General features: G+C 64.7%; 16 protein-coding genes. 13 read left to right on the forward strand and 3 right to left on the reverse strand.

Annotation, left to right across the window (positions count from 1 at the left end; genetic code table 11):
• Nucleotides 1–342 precede the first annotated feature (342 nt).
• Nucleotides 343–1,347, forward strand: a complete 1,005-nt coding sequence (locus CDPAHKCJ_RS11855) for a glyoxylate/hydroxypyruvate reductase A (RefSeq protein ID WP_166019984.1) — start codon at nt 343–345, stop codon at nt 1,345–1,347.
• 53 nt (nt 1,348–1,400) lie between these two features.
• Here CDPAHKCJ_RS11855 and CDPAHKCJ_RS11860 read toward each other — a convergent pair whose 3' ends face one another.
• Complete coding sequence (locus tag CDPAHKCJ_RS11860) at nt 1,401–1,868, reverse strand: Lrp/AsnC family transcriptional regulator (RefSeq protein WP_205700861.1); 468 nt, start codon at nt 1,866–1,868, stop codon at nt 1,401–1,403.
• A gap of 120 nt (nt 1,869–1,988) precedes the next feature.
• On the opposite strand from CDPAHKCJ_RS11860, the gene CDPAHKCJ_RS11865 reads away from it, so the two are divergent.
• Complete coding sequence (locus CDPAHKCJ_RS11865; protein ID WP_166019985.1) at nt 1,989–3,209, forward strand: pyridoxal-phosphate dependent enzyme; 1,221 nt, start codon at nt 1,989–1,991, stop codon at nt 3,207–3,209.
• A gap of 74 nt (nt 3,210–3,283) precedes the next feature.
• Here the strand turns inward: CDPAHKCJ_RS11865 and CDPAHKCJ_RS11870 are convergent, their stop codons facing one another.
• The gene (locus tag CDPAHKCJ_RS11870) at nt 3,284–3,844 is read right to left on the reverse strand and encodes a DJ-1/PfpI family protein (protein WP_166019986.1); all 561 of its coding nucleotides are present in this window, start codon (nt 3,842–3,844) and stop codon (nt 3,284–3,286) included.
• Nucleotides 3,845–4,100: 256 nt separating this feature from the next.
• Between CDPAHKCJ_RS11870 and CDPAHKCJ_RS11875 the strand changes: the two genes are divergently transcribed.
• From CDPAHKCJ_RS11875 to CDPAHKCJ_RS11885, 3 genes are all read left to right on the forward strand, one after another.
• A complete protein-coding gene (locus tag CDPAHKCJ_RS11875; protein WP_166019987.1) occupies nt 4,101–4,964 on the forward strand; it encodes a hypothetical protein in 864 nt (287 codons plus the stop codon).
• Between the two features lie 195 nt (nt 4,965–5,159).
• Nucleotides 5,160–6,086 (forward strand): lysine exporter LysO family protein, encoded by a 927-nt coding sequence (locus CDPAHKCJ_RS11880; protein WP_166019988.1) that lies wholly within the window; start codon nt 5,160–5,162, stop codon nt 6,084–6,086.
• Nucleotides 6,087–6,162: 76 nt separating this feature from the next.
• Nucleotides 6,163–7,200, forward strand: a complete 1,038-nt coding sequence (locus tag CDPAHKCJ_RS11885; protein ID WP_166019989.1) for a LacI family DNA-binding transcriptional regulator — start codon at nt 6,163–6,165, stop codon at nt 7,198–7,200.
• Nucleotides 7,201–7,258: 58 nt separating this feature from the next.
• On the opposite strand, the gene CDPAHKCJ_RS11890 is transcribed toward CDPAHKCJ_RS11885, so the two are convergent.
• Entirely contained in the window at nt 7,259–7,810 is a 552-nt protein-coding gene (locus tag CDPAHKCJ_RS11890) for a gluconokinase (protein ID WP_166019990.1), read from the reverse strand.
• 333 nt (nt 7,811–8,143) lie between these two features.
• On the opposite strand from CDPAHKCJ_RS11890, the gene CDPAHKCJ_RS11895 reads away from it, so the two are divergent.
• From CDPAHKCJ_RS11895 to betT, 8 genes are all read left to right on the forward strand, one after another.
• Nucleotides 8,144–9,502 carry a gluconate:H+ symporter gene (locus tag CDPAHKCJ_RS11895; RefSeq protein ID WP_166019991.1) on the forward strand — a complete coding sequence of 453 codons (1,359 nt, stop codon included), beginning with the start codon at nt 8,144–8,146 and terminating at the stop codon, nt 9,500–9,502.
• 357 nt (nt 9,503–9,859) lie between these two features.
• Entirely contained in the window at nt 9,860–11,275 is a 1,416-nt protein-coding gene (locus CDPAHKCJ_RS11900) for an efflux RND transporter periplasmic adaptor subunit (RefSeq protein WP_166019992.1), read from the forward strand.
• Nucleotides 11,272–14,397, forward strand: coding sequence for an efflux RND transporter permease subunit (locus tag CDPAHKCJ_RS11905; RefSeq protein WP_240916789.1), 3,126 nt, complete (start codon nt 11,272–11,274; stop codon nt 14,395–14,397). Before CDPAHKCJ_RS11900 ends, CDPAHKCJ_RS11905 begins: the two co-directional genes overlap by 4 nt.
• Entirely contained in the window at nt 14,394–15,812 is a 1,419-nt protein-coding gene (locus tag CDPAHKCJ_RS11910) for an ATP-binding protein (protein ID WP_166019993.1), read from the forward strand. Before CDPAHKCJ_RS11905 ends, CDPAHKCJ_RS11910 begins: the two co-directional genes overlap by 4 nt.
• Before the next feature lie 33 nt (nt 15,813–15,845).
• Nucleotides 15,846–16,589: a response regulator gene (locus tag CDPAHKCJ_RS11915; protein ID WP_166019994.1), complete on the forward strand. Its 744-nt coding sequence runs from the start codon at nt 15,846–15,848 to the stop codon at nt 16,587–16,589.
• A gap of 199 nt (nt 16,590–16,788) precedes the next feature.
• Entirely contained in the window at nt 16,789–17,184 is a 396-nt protein-coding gene (locus tag CDPAHKCJ_RS11920; protein ID WP_166019995.1) for a hypothetical protein, read from the forward strand.
• 261 nt (nt 17,185–17,445) lie between these two features.
• A complete protein-coding gene (locus tag CDPAHKCJ_RS11925) occupies nt 17,446–18,603 on the forward strand; it encodes a Spy/CpxP family protein refolding chaperone (RefSeq protein WP_166019996.1) in 1,158 nt (385 codons plus the stop codon).
• A 992-nt stretch (nt 18,604–19,595) separates the two neighbouring features.
• Nucleotides 19,596–21,635, forward strand: a complete 2,040-nt coding sequence (betT, locus tag CDPAHKCJ_RS11930; protein ID WP_166019997.1) for a choline BCCT transporter BetT — start codon at nt 19,596–19,598, stop codon at nt 21,633–21,635.
• Nucleotides 21,636–21,707 lie beyond the last annotated feature (72 nt).

A 21,707-nucleotide genomic window follows, 5' to 3' on the forward strand; every position in this document is an offset into this window, starting at 1 on the left:
CTGCCAGCCGCACCGGGCTGACAATGCCTGCCTGCGCCGCGAGCGAACGATGCGCCCTGCGGGTCAGCAAGGTCGGCGTACATGCGTACATCCGAATTCCCCTCTGGATTCGAGTCTGTCACTCTGCCAACAACGGGTCAAAGGACGACTCTGGCACTGTCGCCCTTCGCTTGAGCCCTTGCAAGGCCTGCGCCATTGCCGCCCGTGAGCAGGCCATGCTCTCGCGGCAGTCGCGCATGGCGAGGTGACATTTGAATAGAGCCACGAACAGCGCCTGCGTACAGATCAGGACAGTTCAGCAATCCCGCCCCGCCACCCAGCGTCCCTGAAGAGGAGAACAGCATGCGAATACTGGTACATCATGAACGCGCCGAACGTTGGTGCGATGCTCTGCGTCAGCGCCTGTGCGATGCCGCCGACGCCAAGGGGTCGCGGCAACGTGAGTCGTCGGAATCGTCATCAAAACACGCGCCGCTGGAAATCGTTGCCGATGACGGCGAGATGCTGGGCGACGTGCTGGTGGTGTGGGCACCACCCGCCGCGCTGTTCGAGCGCCACCGCGATCATGACGTCAAGGCGATCCTCAATCTGGGCGCGGGCGTCGACAGCCTGCTCGACAACCCGGCACTGCCTGACGATGTGCCAGTGCTCAAGCTGAGCGATGCCGGCATGGCCAGCCACATGCTGGATTACGTGCGCTATGGCCTGCTGCACTTTCGGCGTGATTTCGACCGTTACGCCAGACAGCAGGCGGACACCCAGTGGGCCCCGCACCGCGTGGTGCGCGCCCATCAGTACCCGGTGGCGGTACTCGGGCTCGGCGCCATCGGCAGCCAGATCGCCGAATCATTGGCGGCAGACGGCTATCCGGTACATGGCTTCAGCCGCAGCGCCCATACATTGCAGGGCGTGACCTGCCACCATGAAAGCGGCGCCGGCGGCCGCTCGCTCAAGCAAGTGCTGGGTGACGAGTCGCTCGGTCTCAAGGCGGTGATCAACCTGTTGCCCAATACGCCGGCCACGAGAGACGTGCTGAACGCCGACGTCTTCCGGGCTCTGCCCGACGACGCCGTGCTGATCAATCCGGGGCGTGGCAGCAGCGTGGTCGAGAAAGATCTGGTCGCGGCGCTCGAGGAAGGCAAGCTCAGGGGCGCCCTGCTCGATGTCTTCCAGCACGAGCCACTGGCCGAGGACAGCCCGCTGTGGCACCAGCAACGTGTGATCATCACGCCGCATGCCGCAGCGCCGACCCCGGTGGCCGAGGCCGCCGACCAGCTGGCAGACAACATTCGCCGCATTCAGCGAGGTGAAGTGCTGACCGGCATCAGCCGCGAGCACGGGTATTGAGCGCGCTGGCGCGCGGTGCTCAACCGGCGATAAACGTCACCGCCTGACGGCCATCACAGCGGCAGTGCGGTGGTCGTCTTGATGCGCTCCATCGCGAAGCGGGCCGACACGTCGCTCAGCTCGTCGATGGTATTGACCAGCCGCTTGTAGACGCGGTCGTAGGCGTTCATGTCCTCGACCTGCACCTTGAGGAGGTAGTCGTAGTCACCGGCCATGCGATAGAACTCGGTGACTTCCTCGATCTCCTCGACGATGGCCACGAAACGCTCGAACCAGGCCCGCGAGTGATCGCGGGTCTTGAGCTGCACGAAGGCCGTCAGCCCCATGCCGATCAGCTCCGCATTCAGCAACGCCACCCGTGCGGTGATCACGCCACACTCTTCCAGGCGCTTGAGGCGCTTCCAGCAGGGAGACGTGGTCAGATGCACGGCTTCCGCCAGCGCCGCCAGCGACAGGCTGGCATCGCGCTGCAGTAGCCGCAGCAGGGCGCGGTCCGTGGCATCGAGCACTATTTTCTCCATTACCCTCACCTCGCAATGAATTCTTGCCATGAAACATGGCTCACGCCATGCATACTGGCAAGTTTTGCTTGGCGGCTGGTCGTACCATGAAAGCTCCTTCCTGCGACCGGAACCGCCGCCATGACGATCACTGCCTCCCCTTCGACAGCACCTTTCATGGCGGCCGCCGACGCCAGTACGCTCGCAGCTACGCCCCCAGAACAGTACGCCCCGCACGCGACTCAGCGTGAATCATGGCGCCAACGCAGCCTCGCCAGGCTTGCGACCTTGAAAGCCGCCACTCCGGAGACCCCTCTGTTGGAACTCAGCCTGCGCGGACTGGGCGAGGCGCGCATCCTGATCAAGGACGAGCGGGCGCATGCCAGCGGCTCGCTCAAGCATCGCCTGGCGATGTCGCTGTTCGAGCAGGCCCTGCTAAAGGATTGGCTCACACCCGGCTGTCCGGTGATCGAAGCCTCCTCGGGCTCCACGGCGGTCTCCGAGGCGTGGCTGGCACGCCGGTTGGGGCTTCAATTCATTGCCGTGGTGCCCAGGGGCACCGCCTTTTACAAGCAGGAAGCGATTCGTGACGAGGGCGGGCGCGTGGTGGAAATCGAAGACTCCGCTCGGCTTTGCCAGCATGCGCAGGCGCTTGCCGATGACAGCGGCGGTCACTTCATCAACCAGTTCCGCCATGCCGCTACTGCCGGTGACAGGGCAAGCGACGGGGCAAGCGATACGAGCCTGCCTGGGGAGTGCCTGGCACAGATCGCCGCGCGTGAGCTGCCCGAGCTACAGGCGGTATTTCTCGGCGCCGGCACCGGCGGCAGTGCCGCCAGCTTCGCGCGTCATCTGCGCCACAAGCGCCATCTGCATCACGGGAGTCATCGTGCCCGCGTGATCGGCGTGGACCCCGAGCACTCCGTCTATCACGCCTGCTGGCAGCACCATCGTGCCCATGGCACCCGTACGACCAGACTGCCCGCCCCGCAGGCGGCCAACCCCATCGAAGGCATCGGACGCCCCTGCGTGCTGGAGGCATTCGACCCCGCGCATTTCGATGACTACCGACGCATCGCGGATGCGCGCAGTCAGGTGGCCGCGCTATGGCTGGCCGAGCATGCCGGGCTTGAAGTCGGCCCCTCCACCGGCACCGCCTTCGCGGGGCTGCTCGAGAGTCTGGCGCTCAGGCGCGCTCGCGGTGAGTCGCTGGCCGGCAGCTGGTTGCTGCTGGCCTGTGATCACGCCGAGCGGTATGCCACCACGCTGGGCGATCCCGCATGGCGAGCCGCCCAGCAATCGCGACTCGCCCCGCAACGGGCCTGGATCGAGGCGTTTGCCCATAGAAACGACGGGGCCTGAAACGACGACACCCCGCCGGGTGGCAGGGTGTCGTAAGGCAAAGCCGATGTGACGGCGTGGCTAGCAGGAATGCATCACACCAGCAGCGCCTGGAACTGACGCAGCCATTCCGGATGCGCCGGCCAGGCCGGTGCGGTCACCAGCTTGCCGGAGGTCACGGCGTCGGTCACTTCCAGCGACACGAACTCACCGCCCGCCAGCTTCACCTCAGGGGCGCAGGCCGGATAGGCGCTGACGCGATGGCCTTCCAGCGACATGGCGGCGGCCAAGAGCTGCGGACCATGACAGACGGCGGCGATGGGCTTGTCGGCCTCGACGAAGTGACGCACCATCGTCAGCACACGCTCATCCAGACGCAGATACTCGGGGGCACGGCCACCGGGGATCAGCAGCGCGTCGTAACTCTCGACGGCGATCTCGGCGAAGCTGGCGTTGAGCGCGAAGTTGTGGCCCGGCTTCTCGGTATAGGTCTGGTCGCCCTCGAAGTCGTGGATGGCGGTCTTGACGATATCGCCTTCCGTCTTGTCCGGGCAGACGACATCCACGCGATGCCCCATCGCCTGCAGCGCCTGGAACGGCACCATCAGCTCATAATCTTCTACAAAATCCCCGGCAATGATGACAATGCTGGCCATGATGATCTCCTGATTGGACCCAACGTCTAGGTACGCGCCGCGCGCGGCGGAAGGACAAGGCTGTTACAGAGTACCTATCCATTGCACATGAGCAAGCGCTGAAATATCGTCGTGACCGCCTGACGGGCGTTGGCTTGATTGTGGATCGCCTCAACATCATTACATCATCATGTACAGTCGCTCTGCCCCGTCGCTGCCTGACCGCTCGACACCCCATCCACAGGCCACGGCTCCAGTGCCGATCTCGGGAGTCACCATGACCCTGCCATCTTCCGCCTTGTCTCACGTCTCTCAAGCCCCTACGTGTCGCGACGCTTGCACCGCCACACGCGCTGACCGGCCTTCGGCATGGCAGCGACTGTGCCGCGCAGGTCTGGGGGCGCTCCTGCTGCTGGCGGGCAGTGCACAAGCGGCCAGCGATGAGGCCGCTGTCAGCCCGGAGGCGCCCCTGGCGCCTGTCGCCAGCATCGCGCCGGTGCCCTTCACCGCCCACTACACCCTGGTGCTGGAAGGCTGGCCGGACGTGCCCATCACCCAGCGCGTCAGCCAGAGCGGCGAGCTGTACATCGCCAGCATGGAGGCCTCCATCAAGGTCGCCAGTGGCTATGAGCAGGGCCGCTTCACGTTCGCGGAGGATCGCCTGCTGCCCGAGGGCTATCGTTCCGGCTATCGGCTGGCCGGCATCGGCAAGGACTACAACCGGGAAGCACCGGAGCCAGGCGATACCCGCCTGCCTGACCGTCAGAGCCTGCTGGTACTGCTGAGCCAGCAGGTTGACAGCCAATGGAGCGAGCAGGCCTGTCTGGCCGCGACGCCCTGCTCACTGGACTATCTCGACCACAAGGGTCGCCAGCGCACCCTGATGTACGAGATCCAGGGCCAGGAAACGCGCCAGGCGGCACAGCGCACCTTCCGCACCCTGCGTATCGAGGCGTGGCGCAAGCATCGTGAGCACAAGCACTACCGTATCTGGCTGGCGCCGCGCTGGCCGGGCCTGATGGTCGGCCTCGATTACCTCGACTACGAAGACGTCATGGACCAGGACGGCAACCGCCACGGCGAGGTACCGCCGCGCTCGGCTCATCTGACCCTCAACCAGCTGAGCAGCGCCCGCCAGTGATGACAGCTCCCACCTCTTAAGCGGCTGATCATAAGCCCCGCTGATACACCATCAGCAAGTCTCTCGCGCAATGGTGCTAGCGGGGTTATCCAGACTCCACGCCAACCGATATAGTAAGGCCCTTCGGCGGTATTCACCGCCAATCAACCACTTGCGCCACCCCTGTTGTCCGGGTGGCAACGCCAGGGAAGGGTCATGCTGTCAGGTCTCATCTTCATTCTGCTGCCGCTGATACTCGGCTACCTGGTACGCCTCACCGATCCTGATCGCCTGGCGGTGGTCAACCGCCTGGTCAATGCCTCCATCTATCTCATCCTGTTCCTGATGGGCATGGGGCTGGCGGCGCTGGAGCAGTTGAGTGTCGGCATGGCCGCCATGAGCGGGCAGGCGCTGACGCTGTTCGCCATCATCACGCCGCTGAATCTGCTGGCGCTGTGGTGGCTGTCGCGCCGCAGCCCGCTGCGCGCCAATCCCGCCCAGGCGGTGGATGGCGCACCGATGACCCGCTGGCAGGCGCTGTCCGGCTCATTGACCCTTGCCGCCGTGGTCGCGCTCGGCGTCGGCGCCGGCGTGCTGCTCAAGACCATCGGCACCCAGCTTGATACCGACACCCTCGCCGAATGGGCTCTCTATGTGCTGCTGGCGCTGATCGGCTGCCAGCTCAGAAGCTCCGGCATGAGCCTGCGCCAGATACTGCTCAATCGACACGGCCTGGTCATCGCGCTGACGGTGATGGCCAGTTCGCTGCTCGGCGGCCTGCTGGCGGCGCCTCTGCTGGCGCTGGAGTGGAATCAAGGCATGGCGATCTCGGCTGGCTTCGGCTGGTACTCCCTGTCGGGGATCCTGGTCGGCGACCAGCTCGGCCCGATTCTCGGCGGCGCCGCCTTCTTCAATGATCTGGCGCGCGAGCTGCTGGCCTTCGTGCTGATCCCCCTGACCATCCAGCGCTACACGCCGCTGGCCATCGGCATCGGCGGGGCCACCTCGATGGACTTCACGCTACCGGTGATCCAGCAGACCGGCGGCGTGGCCTGCGTCCCGGTTGCCGTCGTCTCGGGCTTCCTGTTGTCGCTGGCGGCGCCGCCGATGATTCTGTTCCTGCTCTCGCTGAGTCACGTCTGATCCGTCGGGCAAGGCTTGCTCCCGGGCCGCCTTAACAGGGACACTCTTGTCCTCCTTCGCAGCCGCTTGAATGTCCATGCCCTCTCAGCCACACAAAGCTTCCCGCCTCAAGCGCGTCACCCTGGCCGATATCGCCGCCCGACTGGGCGTCACCAAGGTCACGGTGTCGCGCGCGCTCAATCAGCCCGAGAAGGTGTCCGCCGCGATGCGCGAGCGGGTAACCGAATGTGCCCGCGAGCTGGGTTACATGCCCAATCGTCAGGCCGGCAGCCTCGCCAGTGGTCACTCGCGGCTGATCGCGCTGCTGATTCCTTCGCTCTCCAACGCCGTATTCTCGGAGCTGCATCGCGGCCTGGAAGCCCCGCTGGCCGCCGCGGGCTATCAGCTGCTGATCGGCCATACCGGCTATTCGATGCAGGAAGAGGAGCGCCTGATCGAGACCTGGCTCTCCTTCGGCATCGACGGGCTGGTGCTGTGCGGCAGTCGCCATAGCCCTCGTACCCGCGAGATGATCGCGCGCTCGGGCTGTGCGGTGGTGGAATGCATGGAGAAACGCGAGACGCCGCTCGACATGGCGGTAGGACTGGACCAGCACGCCGCTGGCCGCGCGATGACCGAGGCCATGATCGCCCTGGGGCATCGCCATATCGGCTTTCTCGGCGCGCGCATGGACCGCCGCGTCGAACAGCGCCTGGGCGGCTGGCGTGCAGCAATGGAGGCCGCCGGCCTGTCGCAGCAGGCGCTGTTGACCACCGATGCGCCCTCCAGCGTGCGCATGGGCGGCGAGCTGCTCGATGAGATGCTGACCCGCTGGCCCGAGACCCAGGCCGTGTTCTGCTGCAATGACGACCTGGCGGCCGGCGGGCTGTTCGAGTGTCAACGCCGCGGCCTGTCGGTGCCCGACCAGCTGGCACTGGCCGGCTTCAACGGTCTGGAGATGACCCGCGGCACCTGGCCGCCGCTGGCCAGCGTGGTCACGCCACGCCGCGAGATCGGCGAGCGCGCCGCCGCTCTGCTGTTGGCGCGCTTGAGCGGTGATCTCGACGCCACGCCCCACGGCCTGTGGGAAGATCTGGGCTTCAGTCTGCAGAAAGGTGGCAGCCTGGCGCCATGATACTTTCTCCTCGTAATACGTGGCAGCAGCCTGTCCGCGTGATACGCCCGGCGACTGACTAGCGCTCTGGCGCGTCGAGGACCTGCTGACAGACACTCTCGACCAGCGCCTGCGGCGTGGCGCTGATATCGAGGGTATGGATGCGCCCTTCGTCGTCGCCGGGCACCTCGAGCGTCGCCAGCTGATTGTCGAGCATGTCAGCGCCCTTGAAGAAATGATCGGTTCGCGCCTCGAGGCGTTCCAGCAGCAGCTCGCGCGTGCCTTCGAGAAATACGAAGCCCAGCGCGGGGTCCCCGCCACGCAGTTGATCCCGATAACGTCGCTTCAAGGACGAGCAGGCCAGTACCAGACTGCGCCCGTCGCGACGCGCCGCCTCGATCAGCTCGGCCAGACGGGCCAGCCAGCCGTGGCGATCGTCATCATCCAGCGGGATGCCGCGCGCCATCTTGGCCACGTTGGCCTCACCGTGATAATCGTCGCCATCGATGAACTGCGCGCCCAGGCACGCCGCCAGCTGCTGCCCGACATGCGACTTGCCACAGCCCGACACCCCCATGACCACCAGACGCACGCCACCCTGAGCGGCCAGAGCCTCTGACCTGGTCGGCATCGACGCGACCGCTGATGCTCCTTCTGCCTGCTGCTGCATGAAAACCCTCTCCCCCTGAATGAAAACGATGGCCCCACCAGCGTACCCGATGTAGCCGATCAATCCCTTGCCCGGCGCCTCGGGACGGCTGTCGCGCGCTGAGCGACCGCCCGTTGGCGGACAATCTGCTGCCAGACGCGACCGTCTTTTGCCCCTCATGCACCTTTCGGATCATTGCGTAAGCGTTAATGTTACCGGTAACTTCCATCCTGCACGACCCACGACGCCTCACACAATACGCCTTTGGGCAATGGCGGATGATCACGCCGTTGCCAGCCGCAAGAGTTCGCCATCATGTCCCCAGATAGCACCCTCGTCCTTGCCGCCCTCGGCGGCATCCTGCTGCTGCTTTACCTCGTCATGCGCCTGCGCCTGCATGCCTTCGTTGCCCTGCTGGTGGTGAGTCTGGGGGTCGGACTGGCCACCGGCATGCAGCCCGACACCATCATCGACTCCGTCACCAACGGCATGGGCAACACCCTGGGCTTCGTTGCCACCGTGGTCGGTCTCGGCGCGATGTTCGGCAAGATGCTGGAAGTGTCCGGCGGTGTCGATCGCATGGCCAACACCCTGCTGGGGCGATTCGGCACCTCACGCTCGCAATGGGCGCTGGCGCTGACCGGCTTCCTGGTCGCGATTCCGGTATTCCTGGATGTCGCCTTCATCATTCTGGTGCCGCTGGTCTACGCACTGGCGCGTCGCAGCGGCCGCTCGCTGCTCTATTACGGCATCCCGCTGCTCGCCGGTCTGGCTGTGACGCACTCCTTCATTCCGCCGACGCCGGGACCGATCGCGGTCGCCAAGCTGATCGGTGCCGATCTCGGCTACGTCATCCTGTTCGGGGCGCTGTGTGGCCTGCCGGCGATGATCGTCGCGGGGCCGATCTTCGGTCGCTTCATCGCGGCGCGCATCGACGCCAGGATCCCGGATTACATGGAAAATACCGGCAGCGTGATGAGCGATGAAGAGGTCAATCAGCGCGCCCCGGGCTTCGGTCTGATCCTGTCCATCGTACTGCTGCCGCTGGCGCTGATCGTGCTCAACACCGTCTCGGGCTTCCTGTTCGGTGACGACAGCCCGCTGGTCGGCTGGCTGGGCTTCCTCGGCCATCCGTTCGTGGCGCTGAGTCTGGCCACCCTGATGGCCTTCACCCTGCTGGGCACGCGCCGTGGCATGACGCGCGAACAGGTGATGGAAGTCGCCACCAAGGCACTCGAACCCGCCGGCATCATCATCCTGGTCACCGGCGCGGGCGGCGTCTTCAAGCAGATGCTGATCGATTCCGGGGTCGGTGACGTGCTCGGCAACCTGATGGCCGACAGCAATCTGCCGCCGATCCTGCTTGCCTTCCTGATCGCCACCGCCGTCCGTGTCATCCAGGGCTCGGCCACCGTGGCGATGATCACCGCCGCCGGCCTGATGGCCCCGGTGATCGATACGCTGGCGCTGTCAGGCCCGGTGCTGGGCCTGGTGGTGATCGCCATCGCCAGTGGTGCCACCGTGCTCAGTCACGTCAATGACTCCGGCTTCTGGCTGGTCAGCCGCTACTTCGGCCTCACCGAGAAGGAAACGCTGAAGAGCTGGACGGTAATGGAGACCCTGATCGGCGTGATCGGGGTCTGCATGGCGCTGCTGATCGGCCTGTTCCTCTAGTTTATCCAGTTCAACTATTTCAACTATTTCAACTACTGAAATCTGGCCTGCCCACGCGGTTCAGCCAGGCTGATAGCGCGATTCATCCGTCAGAGACGCCGCCCGCCCGGCGCACTCATGAAAAGCTGCCACTTCGAGTGGCAGCTTTTTTTGTGGGGTGCCAATCACGCAATGGCAGATTGCGTTTGTTGCACGCTATTTCCCATTTTGGCATTGCGCCTGAATGGCATCATGCGATCATCCACCCATTCGTCTGCCTTTCATGGCCATGATCCACCGCCCGCTCTGACCGACGCCACAGCGACTGGCCAGAAGACGGCTGCGCATCAGGCCAGTCACTTTTCGTTCGGAGTCCGCATGGACCATAGCCCTGAGACGCCAGCGTCGTCTTCCGCGTCGCCCGCCCCTGACGGCCGCCCCGCACCGTCCTCGCGGCGCCTGATCTGGATGCGCCTGCTGGCGCTGATCATTCTCGCCCTGGCGATCGCGCTGGCCGCCTGGTGGATGAATCATCGCCCCGGTGCGCCGAAGCGCGCCCCCAGCGAGGCGCCTGCGCCCACGGTCGAGGTAGTGACGGTCAGCCACGCTGCCAACGCCCCGACGCTTGAGGGCTTCGGTCGCGTGATCGCCGATCGTCAGACCACGGTCTCCACGCGCGTCAGCGGTCAGCTGGCGCCCTTCCCCGAAGGCATCGAGGCCGGCCGCGAGGTCCGCGAGAATCAGCTGTTGGCCAGTCTCGATCAACTGGATTATCAGCTGGCACTGCGTCAGGCCGAGGCGGATCTCGCCACGGCAGAAGCCAGCCTCGCCTCTGAAAAGGGCGAGCAGATCCGCGCCGCCTCGGAATACAAGACCTTCGGTCGCAACCTGCCGGCGGCCCAGAAAGCGCTGGTCCTGCGCGAGCCTCAGCTCAAGTCGGCCCAGGCCGCCGTGGAAAGCGCCCGCGCCAGCCGCGATCAGGCAAGGCTCAATCTGGCACGCACCGAGATTCGCGCCCCCTACGACGGTCTGATCAGCGAGCGTCTGGTCGGCGAAGGCAGTGACCTCAACGCCTTCACTGACCTGTTGACGCTGGTGGCCACCGACCGCTTCTGGGTGCGCCTCAATCTGCCGCAGGCCGACATGGAGTGGCTCTCGACCCACGCCCGTGATGGCCAGGGCACGCCGGTATTGCTCTCGAGCAAGGCATGGCCGGATGGCCAGCATCGCCGTGGCGAAGTGTGGAGCGTATTGCCGTCGCTGGAAGACAACGGCCTGCTGACCCAGGTGATGGTGGCGGTGGAAGACCCGCTGGCGCTCAATGTCTCCGAGGAGGCGCGCGCCAGCACCCCGGCACTGCGCATCGGCGATGTGGTCGAGGCGACCCTGACACCCCAGCGCACCGCCTCGCTGATCGAACTGCCGATCAGTGCACTGCGCAGCGGCCAGCGGGTCTGGGTGCTGACGCAGGACGGTCATCTCGAGAAGCGCTCGGTAGGCGTGCGCCATCTGGGCAATGACACCCTGCTGGTCGCCGACGGCCTGGTGGACGGCGAACGCGTCATCACAAGCTCCCTGAGCAGCGTCGAAGCCGGCATGGCCCTGCGCGCGCGTGATGATGCGCCTACGTCGACGCCGACGCCGACCGCCCAGGCGGCAGATGCCAAGGCGACTGACGACAAGACGACGGCTGGCGACAAGAGCACCGCGACAGTCGAGAAGGACACGGCGGCTGGCGACAAGAACGCCAAGGTTGCCGACCAGAACACCACGACCGCCGGAAGTGACTCATGACGGCACAGTCGCGCCTCAAGGGCCCCATCCGCTGGATGCACGATCACGGCGTCGCCGCCAACCTGCTGATGCTGTGTCTGATTCTCGGCGGCCTGCTGATGTCCAGTCAGATCAAGAAGGAGGTCTTCCCCTCCTTCGAACTCGAGATCATCAACGTCAGCGTCAGCTATTCCGGCGCCACGCCGGATGAGGTCTCCGAAAGCCTGTTGCAGGCGATGGAGTCCGCGGTGCAGGACGTGGAGGGCATCGAGGAGATCACCGCCACCGCCGAGGAAGGCCTCGGCTCGCTGTCCATCGAGCTGCAGGACGGCGTCGAGACCATGCGCGCCTATCAGGACATCCAGCAGGCCATCGACAGTATCACCACCCTGCCCGATGAATCCGATCCGCCCGTCTACTCGCTGGCGGGCCGCTCGCGCAGCGTGATGGAGCTCAAGCTGCATGGCCAGACCGATGACCAGACCCTGCGCAATGTCGCCGAGCGTCTGCGCCTGAGCCTGCTCGACAGTGACGACATCACCAAGGTGGAGCTGACCGGCATCCGTGACCGCGAGGTGCATGTCGCACTGGAAGAAGGCGCGCTGCGCCGCTATGGCCTGTCGCATCAGGATATCGCCGGCCTGATCGGCAATCAGGCGCTCAACCTGGCCGGGGGCAGCCTCGACACCCAGCAGGGCGAATACCTGGTGCGCTATGAGGCACGTCGCGACGGCGCCGCCGAGTTCGCGCAGCTGCCGGTGATCTCCAGCCAGGAAGGCAATGTCGTGCGTCTGGGCGATATCGCCACCGTCACCGATGGCTTCGCCGACAGCGACAAGGAAGTGCTCTACGACGGCGAACCGGCGATTGGCCTGGACATCTATCAGGTCGGCTCCCAGACACCCAACGAACTGTCCGCCGCGACCATGGCGATGCTGCCGCAATTGACCGCCAGCCTGCCGCGCGGTCTGACGCTGAGCGTCGAGGACGATGACTCGCTGGTCTATCAGGACCGTCTGGAGCTGCTGCTCAAGAATGCCTGGATGGGGCTGGTGCTGGTACTGGTGCTGCTGGGGCTGTTCCTCGAGGCGCGTCTCGCCTTCTGGGTCACGCTGGGCATCCCCACCGCCTTCCTCGGCGCGATGCTGTTCCTGCCGCTGGTCGGCGTGTCCATCAACATGATCTCGATGTTCGCCTTCATCATCGCGCTGGGCATAGTGGTCGATGACGCCATCATCGTCGGCGAGAACATCCACTCGCACCGCGAGCGCGGCGCCAGCATGCGCGAAGCCGCCATTCTCGGCGCGCGCGAGATCGCGGTGCCGCTGGCGTTCTCGATCCTGTCCAACATCGTCGCCTTCATTCCGCTGCTGTTCCTGCCCGGCTTCCTCGGGCTGGTGTTCGGCATCATCCCGCTGGTGGTGATCAGCATCTTCGCGCTGAGCTGGATCGAGGCGATCTTCATCCTGCCCGCACACCTGGGTCACACCAGCGAGAAGCCGATCCGCTGGCTGGCACCGCTGGACCGCGTGCGCCATGGCGTTCAGCACGGCCTCGAGCGCTTCACGCGACGCCGCTTCCAGCCCTTCCTCGAGGGGTGCCTGAACTATCGCGGCCTGACCGCCATCTGCGGCCTGGCGCTGCTGGTGCTGGCGATGGCCTGGATGGCCAGTGGCCGCCTCGGCTTCTCGCTGATGCCGCGTGTCGAGTCCAACCGTGCCGGCGTCACCGCCAACCTGCCGGTGGGCAGCCCGATCAGCCAGGACCGCGAGGTACGCACCCTGCTGCTGGAGGCACTGGAGCGAGTCCGCGAGCGCGACGACGCCCCCGCGATCTTCTCCACCAGCGCCGAGATCGAAGGCAACTCGCTGAGCATCATCGCCAACCTGGATACCACGGTGGAGGACAACTGGTCGCCCTCGCAGCTGATCACGGCCTGGCGTGAGGAAGCCGGCACCATCGCCAATACCGAGTCGCTGCTGTTCGAGTCCGACATCGGCGGCCCGGGTCGTGGCGCTGGCCTCACCATCCGCCTGTCCTCGTCTGACAGTGGCGCGCTGATGGCCGCCGCCGAGTCGCTGGCGACGTCACTTGAGGATTACAGCTCGCTGTCGGACGTCGACAGCGGTCTGGATGACGGCAAACGCGAGCTCTATCTGCAGCTCAATGCCTACGGTCGCTCGCTGGGACTGGATGGCGCCACCCTGGCCAACCAGCTGCGTGGGCCGCTGTCCGGCGCGACTGCCCTCAAGCAGCAGCAGGGCCGCAATGAGGTCGAGGTCAAGGTGCTGCTGCCCGAAGACCAGCGCGCAAGCCTCGCCCAGCTGGAGAACTTCGGCGTACAGACCGGCAACGGCGTCAGCGTCCCCCTGGGGCTGGTGGCCGACATCGAGCAGGGACGCGCCGCGTCCAGCATCCTGCGCATCGACGGGCGCCGCGTGATCGAGGTCACCGCCAACGTGACTCCATCCGACGCGGTCAGTCAGGTGATCACCAGTCTGGAAAGCGATGTCTACCCCCAGCTGAAGAGCCAGTATCCGAGCCTGAGCATCGGCTATGGCGGGCGTCAGGAGGAGACCGCCGACAACCTGGGGTCATTGCAGGTGTCGTTGCTGCTGACGCTGGCGGCACTCTATCTGCTGCTGGCCTTGCCGTTCAGAAGCTATCTGCAGCCGCTGCTGGTGATGACGGCGATTCCCTTTGGCCTGATCGGCGCAGTCATCGGCCATCAGCTGATGGGCTATGGCCTGTCGGTGATCAGCCTGATGGGCATGCTGGCGCTGTCGGGCATCGTCATCAACGACGCCCTGGTGCTGATCGACTACGCCAACCGCCAGCGTCTGGCCGGCGCCACCGCGCGTGAGGCGATCATCATGGCAGCCACGCGGCGTCTGCGCCCCATCCTGCTGACGACACTGACCACCTTCTTCGGCCTGGCGCCGATGATCTTCGAGACCTCGCGCCAGGCGCGCTTCATGATCCCGATGGCGGTCTCCATCGGCTTCGGCATCCTGTTCGCGACGGTCATCCTGCTGATCCTGGTGCCCTCGCTCTATCTGTTGCTGGAAGACCTGCAGCACAACCTGCGACGCCTGCTGGGGCTGCCGCCCCGCACCCCGCGTCAGGAGGAACAACCCTCATGATGCCCGCCATCACCGCCTGGCGCTCACGGCTGTCCGTGCGGCTGTTCGTGATCCTGCTGCTGACCAATGTCGTGATCGGCGGCAGCATCTACATGTTCATCTCCCACAGCATGGACAGAGGATTTGCGGAGTATCTGGAGCAGACCCAGCAGGAGCGCATCGAGCTGATCTCGTCCGACCTGGTCAGCGCCTACGCCGCGGAAGGCAACTGGGACTGGATGAAGAGCCGGCGCAACTGGGGGCGCATCGTGCATTCCCAGGCGCCGCCGGACAGATTCGAGATACCGCCGGGCGCCAACCTCAATCGCCCCCAGGACTACATGCTGCGCGATACCCGCGGCCAGCGCCTCAATGGGCCGCCACGCCCCATCCCCGGCATGCAGTTCAAGGACCTGATACTGGACGGCGAGAAGATCGGCGAGCTGGGCTACCTGCCGGTGAGTGAATTCCTGCGCCGCGGCAAGGACCAGTATCTGGAGCGCCAATCACGCAATCTGACCACCATCATCCTGTCCTCCACCTTCGCCTCGCTGCTGGCGGCGGCCGGTATCGCCTGGTGGCTGGGCCACCGGGTGCGGGACCTCGCCAGTGGCGCCAGCCGTCTATCGAGCGGCGACTATGCCACCCGCCTGCCGGTGCGCGGGCGAGATGAGCTGTCGCGGCTGGCCGGTGACTTCAATGCGCTGGCGCAGACACTGGAGACCAATCGCGATTCCCGCCAGCGCTGGGTGAGTGATATCTCCCATGAACTGCGCACGCCGCTGGCGGTGCTCAAGGGCGAGATAGAAGCCATGCAGGACGGTATCCGCCCGATGAGCCAGGACAGCCTCGGCTCGCTGGAACAGGAGGTGGATGCCCTCAACCGCCTGGTGTCGGACCTGCGCCTGCTGGCCCAGAGCGACGCCGGCACCCTGGAAGCCTGGCGCGAGCCGCTGGAGCTGGATGCCCAGCTCAACGATAGCCTGGACGACCTGCGCGGCTGGCTGGAAGACAGCGGTATCCAGCTGGAGACCGACATCCAGCTGCCACTGCGCGTGCAGGGCGACATGCAGCGCCTGCATCAGCTGTGGAGCAACCTGGCCAGCAACACCCGCGCCTACACCGACTCGCCCGGCAAGTTGAAGGTCAGCCTGCTGCGCGAGGCTGCCTCACCCGGGGATGGCGCCGGCCACCCCGGCTGGGCGGTGGTGCGCTGGGAGGATTCAAGCCCCGGCGTCCCGGACGCCGAGCTTGCCCACCTCACCGAGCGCCTGTACCGGGTCGAGAACTCGCGCAATCGCTCCAGCGGGGGGTCAGGCCTGGGCCTATCGATCGCCAGCGCGCTGGTCAGTGCCCATGATGGCGAGCTGGTGCCGGGCCAGTCATCACTGGGCGGACTGCGATGGGACATTCGCCTGCCGCTGTTGTCTACTTGAAACAGTCATTTTCATCTGCAAGGACTCTTGACCATGAGCGACGTTCACGCCGACACCACTGACGCCCGGGCCGAGCCCCAGAAACCGCTGATTCTGGTGGTGGAAGACGAGCCCAAGATCGCAAGCCTGCTGTGCGATTATCTGGACGGCAGCGGGTATCGCACCCGGCATGTCGACGACGGCAACGCTGTCATCGCGGCGGTCAACGACGAGACACCCGCCCTGGTATTGCTGGACCTCATGCTGCCGGGCACCGACGGCCTGACCCTGTGCCGTCAGCTGCGGGCCGAGGACAACCTGCTGCCCATCGTCATGCTGACCGCGCGGGTCGAGGAAGTGGACCGCCTGCTGGGACTGGAACTGGGCGCCGATGACTACATCTGCAAACCCTTCAGCCCGCGTGAGGTGGTGGCGCGCATCAAGGCCGTGCTGCGTCGCAGCCAGGCCCTTGATCAGACCCTCTCGCAGACCTCCGACAAGGGCCAGCTGGTGCTCAATGAGGAAGGTTGGCAGGCGCTGGCCGATGGCAGTGACCTGGGCCTGACCGCCGTCGAGTTCCAGCTGCTCAAGGTGATGATGCAGTCGCCGGGGCGCATCTTCTCCCGCGATCAGCTGATGGACCACATGTACCGCGACCACCGCATCGTCTCCGAGCGCACGGTGGATTCCCACGTCAAGAAGCTGCGCCGCAAGATCGCCAATGTCTGGCCGGAGCGCGACGTGATTCGCTCCATCTATGGGGTCGGCTACAAGTTCGAGCCTGACGTGCTGGACTGACACCCCGCCTCACGCAGGCATCGAAACCTTTCAGAAACATGACAACCGCCGTCTGTGACCACAGACGGCGGTTGCGTTTTTGTTGCACCCACGGTGCGAACTTGCTGTCCAACTAAGGCGGATACTGTCATCACTGCCCAAGCGAGAGCCATTTACTGCTGCTCAAGCGCGGGTCTACGCCACAAGTGAGGTATTCGTCATGTCCCACAGTCCTGCCAGTCGTGCTCTCTCCCGCACTCGCCTGATCGGTACCGGCGTACTGAGCGTCATGCTGATGGCATCACCGCTGAGCGTGACCAGTGCCAGCGCCGCCGATGTCTCGCTGAACGTGCTGCTGGATGGCATCAGCCTGAACGTCAGCCAGCGTGCCACCCTCGACAAGCAATATCGCCACTATCGCCAGCAACGTCAGGCCGCAGAGAGCCATCACGACGCCAAGGCGCTTGCCAAGGCGCGCAAGGCCTACCTGGCCGATGTCGATCGCATCCTGAGCGGCCATCAGACCCAGCGCTTCCACCAGCAGTTCGACCGCCACTATCCGGCGAACGCCCAGGCGAACGCCAAGGTAGCGAAGAAGAGCCACCACGGCGGCTGACGGCAACCACGTCTGAGCGCCCCGGGTTGAATCCTGGCGCCATCACCTTGATCAAGGACTCAGCCTCTACAGGACTCAGTCTCTACAAGATTCAGGCCACATGATCACGCTGCACAAAGACGACGCAGCAAGCCGTTGCATGTTCCGCCGAAGCGCGTTGCACGCAACCCCATGAAACCTTGCACAATGCCGGCACATTCACTGCTGATAATGCTCTTATCGCTTGATTCCGGCCCTTTACCTAGACACTCGGAGTACGCCATGAACCGCATTTCTCGCAAGCTCATCGTTTCCGGTCTGCTGACCGCCCTGGCACTGCCGATGACCGCCATGGCCTCAAGCAACGACAAGCACCATGACGGCGCCGACCGCAAGGAAGGCCTCGACAAGATTCTCGCCAGCTGGCATCTCAGCGATGAACAGCAGCAACAGCTCGACGCACTCAAGCAACAGCAGATGGAAAGCCGCAAGCAGCTCAAGGAGCAGAAGTTCGACTCCCGCGAAGCGCGCCGCGACGCCATCCAGGCACAGCGTGATGAACACAAGGCCGCCCTGGCAGAGATTCTCGACGAGAATCAGGTCAAGGTGCTCGAAGCCTACTGGGCTGCCGGCAAGCCGATGCACGGCAAGCATATGGACAAGCATGACGGTAAACGTCACGGCGAAGGCAAGCATGCCGACGAGCATGGCGGCGAACGCGGCGGCAAGCACATGGCCGACGACGGCAAGCAGCGCATGCAGCTGATGGGTGCCCTGTTCGACAGCTGGGACCTGGATGATGACCAGCGCAGCGCCCTCAAGGACTCCTTCAAGTCCATGCGCGACGACATGGAGTCACTCAAGGAGAAGGACTTCGACTCGCGTGAAGCGCGCAAGGCCGCCTTCGAGGAACTGCGCAAGACCCAGCACGATCGCCTGGCCAAGGTGCTCAGCGAAGACCAGATCAAGGTGCTGGACCTGATGCACCAGCGTGACAAGCGCGGTCCGAAGATGGCCGACCGTCAGCAGCGCGAAGGCATGAAGGCCCTGCTGGCCAGCTGGAACCTGAGCGATGACCAGATGCAGGCGCTCAAGGAAGTCCGCAAGGAAATGCGTGACGAGATGCATGACAGCATGAAAGAGATGCACGACGACATGCGTGATGCCATGCAGGACGCCGACACCAAGCAGGAGCGTGTCGCCGCCCGCCAGGAAATGCGCAAGGAAATGAAGGAGCAGCGCCTGGAGCTGCGTGAGGAAGGCCGCGAGAAACTCGCCGATGTGCTGTCCGCCGAGCAGCTCGATGCGCTGGAAGCCTTCATGGCCAATGGCATGCGCCATCACGCTGGCAAGCATCATGGTGGCATGAAGGGTGACATGAAGGGCGGCGACATGCAGCGCGGCCCGATGCATGACGACGACCCGTCTGAAGATGCCTGAGTCAGGCCATCACCCGGGCAGCTGAAAGCCGGCTGATCGACAATCCGGCGAGGCAAGAACCGGACGATCGCGTCCCGGACGATCGCGTCCCGGACGATCGCGCCCCGGACACAGCCATTCAGCGGCCCTGCTGACGTCACTTTCGCCGCCCCGGCCACGATTCTGTGGTCGGGGCGGCGTCGTTGTGTCCTTTTACCGACAGCGATTTTCCAGAGCACGACACCGCGCCTGCGAGGCTCTGTCATCGGGCCTCGCGGCGATCTGATCGCGACACGAGGATAAGCGAAAGCGACAGTTGCACTGCCTTTTTCCCCAAAGGGGGGTTATATTTTTATTGAACAATCAATTAAAATAATTCTGCAAGGCTTTGAGCATTACACGGCGTGATGATGTGAGTCGCGTTTTCCTGACTGCTGAGCTCCCCTCCGCTGCCGATCTCGACCGGTGGCAGCACGACGGGATGCCTGCAACCGTCACAGGAAAGCGGACCCGGCAGATGCCGACGAGACTGACGCCTGCCACCCCGGCAACTTCGAGGGAGCAGGCGACGGCGACCGCCACGGGCTCGCGAGCAGACACCGGAGTGACCCGCCCTTCGCGAGAAGGTCGGGTGACGTCCAGGGACGCCGAGTAGACGTTCGAAGTGATGAGAGCAGCACGATGAAGGCCAGGCGTTCCCCAGCGCTCGACCCGCCATCGTGCTTCTGCGGCCAATCTGGCCTGCAGGTAAAGGGGCCGCACCGCGGTGCGGCCCCGGCGTCTCTCATGAATTGCCCATCGGCATTTCTTGCTTGCTGCCCAGCGATGCCCCTGCAATCGCGTCGCCACGGCAGTCGACACTGCCGCTGCTGCAAGCTCCGCCCCGTGCGTGAGCTGAGCACGGCCCGTGCCGTTCGTGTCCGTCTTTTCCTGCACGCCACCCGCAATGTCTGCGGCTGACGGGCAGCTAAGCACCACGCACGAGTGAAACTTCCCCTGATAAGGAGTTGCTCATGCAGAAACCTGCTTCCGCCGAGAACGCCACGCCGTCCTCGAGTCGTATCAACCCGACGGTCTTCTACGGATCGATCATCGGTATCCTCGCCTTCCTGGCCTTCGCGATGCTGTTCACCGAACAGGCTGACGCCTGGATCGGCAGCGCCCTGAGCTGGACCATCGATACCTTCGGCTGGTTCTACATGCTGGCCATCGTCGCCTATCTGGTCTTCGGGGTACTGATCGCCTGCTCGCGCTTCGGCCGCATTCGCCTCGGGCCGGATGATTCACGCCCGGAATTCTCGCTGCTGTCCTGGTCGGCGATGCTGTTCGCGGCCGGTATCGGCATCGACATCCTGTTCTACTGCATCGCCGAACCGCTGTCCCACTACGTGGCACCGGTGACCGGTGACCCCGAGACCCAGGCGGCGATCCGCAACGCCATGGTGGAAACCTTCTTCCACTGGGGTCTCTCCGGCTGGGGCATCTACGTGCTCGCCGGCATGTCGCTGGCCTACTTCAGCTACCGCCACCGCCTGCCGCTGGCGATCCGTTCGGCCTTCTACCCGCTGCTCGGCAACCGCATCAACGGCCCGATCGGCAACGCCGTGGACATCTTCGCGATCATCTCCACCGTATTCGGCATCGCCACCTCTCTGGGCATCGGCGTCATCCAGCTGAACTACGGCCTCAAGTTCATGCTCGGCGTGCCCGAGAACCTTGCCGTCCAGGCCGCGCTGATCATCGGCGTGATGGTACTGGCGACCATTTCCGTGATCACCGGTGTCGAGAAAGGCATCCGTCTGCTGTCCGAGTTCAACATGCTGCTGGCCACCGCGCTGCTGATCTTCGTGCTCGCCGTCAGCGACACCTCGCAGCTGCTCAACGCCCTGGTGCTCAACGTCGGTGATTACATCACCCAGTTCACCGCCAAGAGCTTCGATACCTACGCCTACACGCCGGGCACCGATGAGTGGATGAGCGGCTGGACGCTGTTCTTCTGGGGCTGGTGGATCGCCTGGACCCCGTTCGTTGGCCTGTTCCTCGCACGTATCTCACGCGGCCGTACCATCCGTCAGTTCGTGTTCGGCGCGCTGCTGATTCCGCTGAGCTTCATGATGGTGTGGATGAGCGTGTTCGGTAATTCCGCCATCGACATGGTCGCCAATCAGGACGTCGCCACACTGGCCACCGAAGCCCTGAACGCACCACAGAACACCATCTACACCTTCCTGGAGCAGCTGCCCTACTCCACCATCACCACCGCCGTGGTGGCGATTCTGGGTATCGTGTTCTTCGTGACCTCCGCCGACTCCGGCGCCCTGGTACTGGCCAACTTCACCTCCATCCTCAAGGACGTGAACCACGATGCGCCGATCTGGCTGCGCATCTTCTGGTCCGCCATCATCGGCCTGCTGACGCTGGCACTGCTGATGGTCGGGGGGCTGAGCGCGCTGCAGAGCGCCGTGGTGATCACCGCCGTGCCCTTCTCCATCGTGCTGATCTTCATGATGATCGGCATGTACAAGGCGCTGATGATCGAGGACCGCAAGGAGAACGTGCGTCAGGACAACAGCTGCGTCTACGAAGGTGTCGACTGGCATGAGCGTCTGGACCACGTGCTCGACTTCGCCCAGAGCGGCAGTTCCGAGGCGACCCTCAAGCGCTCCATCCGTCCGGCACTCAACCAGCTGGCCGAGGAGCTCAATCGTCGCGGTCAGGTCTCGAACGTCACCGAAGAGACGCTGGAAGATGAGCCGCTGCCCCGCGTGACGCTGGAAGTCGAGTTCGAGGACGCCTCCAACTTCGTCTACCAGGTGCGTGCGGTGCGCCAGCAGACGCCGAGCTTCATCGACGCCAATGATGACTTCTACCTGCGTCTGGAAGTGCACCTCTCCGAGGGTGGCAGCGGTCAGGAGCTCAACGGCCTGTCGCGTGCCCAGGTGCTCGACGAAGTCGTCACCGCCTACCAGCAGCATCTGGCCTTCGTGCGCCACGATACGGTCAACGAAGCCCCAGCGATGCCGGGCGTGATCGGCAAGTCCGAACTGGACTGAGCCGTCGCTGAGCGCCTGCGCTCGGCCTGCAATGCAAAAGCCCCCGCCGGGAGACCGGCGGGGGCTTTTTGC

It is taken from the genome of Cobetia sp. MB87 (assembly GCF_011319755.1).
Lineage (GTDB): Bacteria > Pseudomonadota > Gammaproteobacteria > Pseudomonadales > Halomonadaceae > Cobetia.